Source organism: Paenibacillus sp. TAF43_2 (genome assembly GCF_052113545.1).
Lineage (GTDB): Bacteria > Bacillota > Bacilli > Paenibacillales > Paenibacillaceae > Pristimantibacillus.
Map to the genome: position 1 here is coordinate 1 of NZ_JBFRDK010000306.1, position 4075 is coordinate 4075.

Sequence of the window (4075 nt, forward strand, 5' to 3'; positions counted from 1 at the left end):
GAATGGATCCGTAATCAACCAAATGGGTAACAATGGTGTGTGCTGCGTAATCCACACTTGGAAAACCGATCATATAGATGGAGATCTCTGCGATGGAGAACGCCAACGTAATTTGGATAACCGCGCCAAACATCAGCTGTGGACGCATAGCAGGCAGTGTTATGAACCATAATTCCTGCCAGCGGTTGCGAATGCCGTCAATGCTTCCCGCTTCGTACAGGGTGCGATCTACATTTTGCAGCCCTGCGATAAAGGCCAGAAAGGATGTGCCGAGACTTAGCCATAGCTGAACGAGAATGAGAATGCCCAGCACATACCTCGTATCTTGCAGCCACTGAATCGGCTCCATAATGAAGCCCCACTTCATTAGAAAGGAGTTCGCATAACCATAAGAGTCGCTTGCGAACAATAGCTGCCAAATCAAATAGGTATTGCCCGCAATCGATGGCGCATACAAGACGAGCGTAAGAAAAGCTCTTATCTTCGGCCTTAGCTCGTTAATAAGCCATGCAAACAAGAAGCACGCCAAGTAACTAATCGGCCCCGTAATGGCCGCGAACAAAAACGTGTTTTTTACCGCAATCAGAAAAATATCGTCTTGAACGAGTAATCTTGAATAGTTTTGCCAGCCAATCCACCTAGGCTTCTCAAGAAAATTAAAATTCGTAAAGCTGAGCAGCAGCGATAATAGCACAGGGAGTACAGTAAATGTGCAGAAAATAATAAAGTATGGTGCCAGCAGCACATAAGCGTGTTTACTTTTTTTCATTTCAACAAACATGCGCGTTAATTTTGGCTTCAGCTCTTTCCCATGAGCTAGAATACGTGAATCGCCTTTCCCCCTCGTTACGGGGCGGGCTGCTAACTGCTGTTTCATTTAAGCCCCTCGTTTCTAATAAGGAAGATTAAATTCCTTGCGCTTTAATGTAATTTCCTCATTCATCGCCCTTACATATTTGTCCATCGTTTCACGCGGATCTTCTCCTTGAACGACAACACGGCGGAATGCATTATCGATGTTTCTGCCTGTCAAATATCCACCCGGAACCTCTGGTATGCCCTTAACCCATTTCATTTGCTCCTGCAGCATTTGAAAATCCTTCGTTGGCCAAGGAAGTGAAGCTAACGCTTCCATATTTGCCGTTGGGTATCTAGCAGCAGCACCCATTCGAATTTCCATTTGTCTGCCAAAAGCAACCTGCGTATCTTTGCCTGTCCACCATTTCAAGAAGGTCCACGCCTCTTCTTTGTTTTTCGCTTGCTTGAACATAATCGATGCCGAGCCTCCGCTGCCTACCTCGCGGTGTAAGGAACCATCCACAGCAGCAACGCCTGGAACAGGCGCAAATGACCACAGCCCTTTGATCTCAGGCGCAAAAACAGTCAGCTTGTTATACATCGTATAATCGACGATACCGATTGGCATTTCGCCTGTTCGGAAGCGGTTTGCGAAATCAGCTGCGATTGGAATTTTATAATTGACATAAAAATCGGTCCACTTCTTAAACTCCGAAATCGATGTCTCTGAATCCAAATCACTCGATTTACCACCGTCCTTATAAAACTGGCCGCCTTGCTGAAGCAGAAACATCGCAAATGCAGGATTGGGCGGAAGCGTCATGATATTCGTCGTTGCAAGCTCATTACCAATGGAATCAAGCGGTTTTTGCGGTAAACCAAACTGCAAGTTATGCTTCTGGAGCGTAGGCAGCATATCATAGACATCCTGCCACGTTTCCGGCACTTCCAAATGCAGCTCATCCTCCAATATATCTTTTCGGAAAAACATCATTGGAAACGTTTGCTGCTCAGGCAATGCGTAATAGCTTCCTTTATATTCATAAGGCACCATGGCGCTTGCCAGAAACTGCTGCTGAACTTCCGGATAATCTGGAAACGCAGATAAATCCTGAAGAGCGCTGCGGCTCGCGTAATTCATCGGCAAGTCGTTGCCAACCTGCAAAGCAACATCCGGCCCTTTCCCCGAGACAGTTGACGGTAGAAGCACATCCGCGCTTACGAGTTTTAAATTCACATGTATGCCCGTCGTACTCGTAAAACGATCATCTATCAAGCGTTTAATGACTTGTGCTTGGTCACGAGCCGATGTTACCCATACAGTAACGCTTTGCTTCGTCTCTTCTTCATCCGAGAAATCATCGTAGTTTTCACTAAAGGATGCTGCGAACGATTTGATCCCAGTTAACATCTTTGCCCATCTGGTTGCTTCGGGCTTCGGCAGCTTTGCTTCTGGCGAGCTAACGATCAAATAATCCAAAGCAAGCGGCTGTTCATTAATCGTAAGCATCCATGAGCCAAGCGCGCCAACATTCGTCTTAAATGCTTCGATCCGTGATGGCACGGATTCCGGGCGGCCCGCCATGTCCTTAAGCTGATACGCTAGTCTATTAATAATCGCTGTTCGGTCATTTCCACTCTCAGATGGTCCTTCCATACTGCTCGCAATACTATAAAGCAGCTTGCTTTGTTTCTCAAACACTTCAATCATTTCAGGGATGCGCTGTTCCAGATTGTAATCACGAAAGGTATCCGGAACAGTACCTGTATAGCTGATGATTTGGCGATACATGGCATTTAGCTCAAGAATGCTCGTTTCCACCGATCGCAAAATTGGCGCCAGCTCGCCCAAAGTCACTTCCATCCGTAACCGATGCTTGCCTTTAGTGAGATGGAATAAATAAGGCTCATCTTTGCTCGTTCCCAAAACATTCATTTGCCAAGAATGGTTATATGGAAACTGAACCTCTTTCAACTCCTTAAAGGGCAGCTTCCCATCTATATAAATGGAGCGCAGCGCAGACATGCCATTCAAATAGTTTTGACGGTTTTTCAAAGCGATTTGATAGAGCCCTTCTTGCTCTACTTCAATTTCCCATTCAATCCATTGTCCCGGCATTCTCCATGCCCATCCACCCATTGCATTATTGCGAAGCTTTGATACATGGTAAGGTTCGACCGCGGGAGAAGAACGATCATTATAAGGCAGCAAGCTTGGCGTAGATTTGTATAAAGCTTGCTCTGCTTGAAGCTTGATCGAAACGTCTGCAGCCTGCTTTAGCCCATCTTCTTTATACTTGCTGGCAACCTCTGCATATGTAGGAGCAATTTCCGGTGCAGACAGCTTCAACCAATCGATGAGGAGCGGCTCTTTAACCGAAGTCAGCGTCAGTGTATGCTGGCCTCTCGAGAAATAAAATAAAAAAGGCTCTTCATAAAAGCCCGTGTTATCTTTAATTAAGCTTTCCTGCCACATATGCTCTTCGATTTGGTTAGGCAGCAGATCATTTCCCCTCGCATCGCGATCGAAGCTTTGCTTCTCGTTTTTCCATATTCGATTGAAGGTTATGCTTCTAGCTTCATTAAATGGCGATTGCCCATCCACTAACAGCTCCCGTTCAATATCTGAATCCTTGCCCGGCTCGCTATAAAAATATATACCGAGATTGTATAGTCCTTCTTGCTTAACCTCGAATGCCCAGGAAATCGCACCTGAATCTTTCGTGAGAACCGCTTGCCCCTCGTTGCCCGCTCTATTCTCAACGATAGAAACTTCCATTCCCTTAACTTCGCTGTAGCTCTCCCCTTCGATTACAATCGTATCGTTAGCAGCCAGTTGAATAGGATCATATTTAGACAAGTATTCGTCATAACCACCCTTTTCATATGGCGCATCTAAAGCCGTCGAATGGGTATTCCGATTGCTTGCCGATGTTCCTTCAGCAGTAACCGTGCCATTTAGTGCGGACTCCTGAAAAAACAAGGAGACACAAACAGCTAGTGACAGAAGCAATAACGAAATGACTTTAACGCTTGGTCGCCGCATCGTTTCCCCCTCCTCCCTAGCAGGCTCTCTATTAAAATAGGAGCCTGCCGAGAGTTTTTGACAAAATTTTATTTGTTGTCTTGAAGCAATTTGTTCATGTTCGCTTCAAACTGCGGTTTGATTTTGTCAACTGCAGTGGACGGCGATACTTTGCCTTCTGTAATTTCTTTGACGACACCTTCAAAGAGCTTCTCGCCATCTGGAATGCCATAGTAGGAGATATACTCAATG

2 protein-coding genes are annotated in these 4075 nt (G+C 45.6%); both read right to left on the reverse strand.

Translation table 11 applies throughout. The annotated features are described in order from the left end of the window. Window positions 1-781, reverse strand: a 781-nt coding sequence (locus tag AB4Z17_RS32580; protein ID WP_441964497.1) for a carbohydrate ABC transporter permease, incomplete at its 3' end; no start/stop codon positions are given. Between the two features lie 111 nt (window positions 782-892). Further along, entirely contained in the window at window positions 893-3844 is a 2952-nt protein-coding gene (locus AB4Z17_RS32585) for an extracellular solute-binding protein (protein WP_441964495.1), read from the reverse strand. Window positions 3845-4075 lie beyond the last annotated feature (231 nt).

Bases quoted from the DNA above. Each gene is read 5' to 3' on its own strand.
- AB4Z17_RS32585 (WP_441964495.1), bottom strand. From the start codon at position 3,844: ATGCGGCGACCAAGCGTTAAAGTCATTTCGTTATTGCTTCTGTCACTA.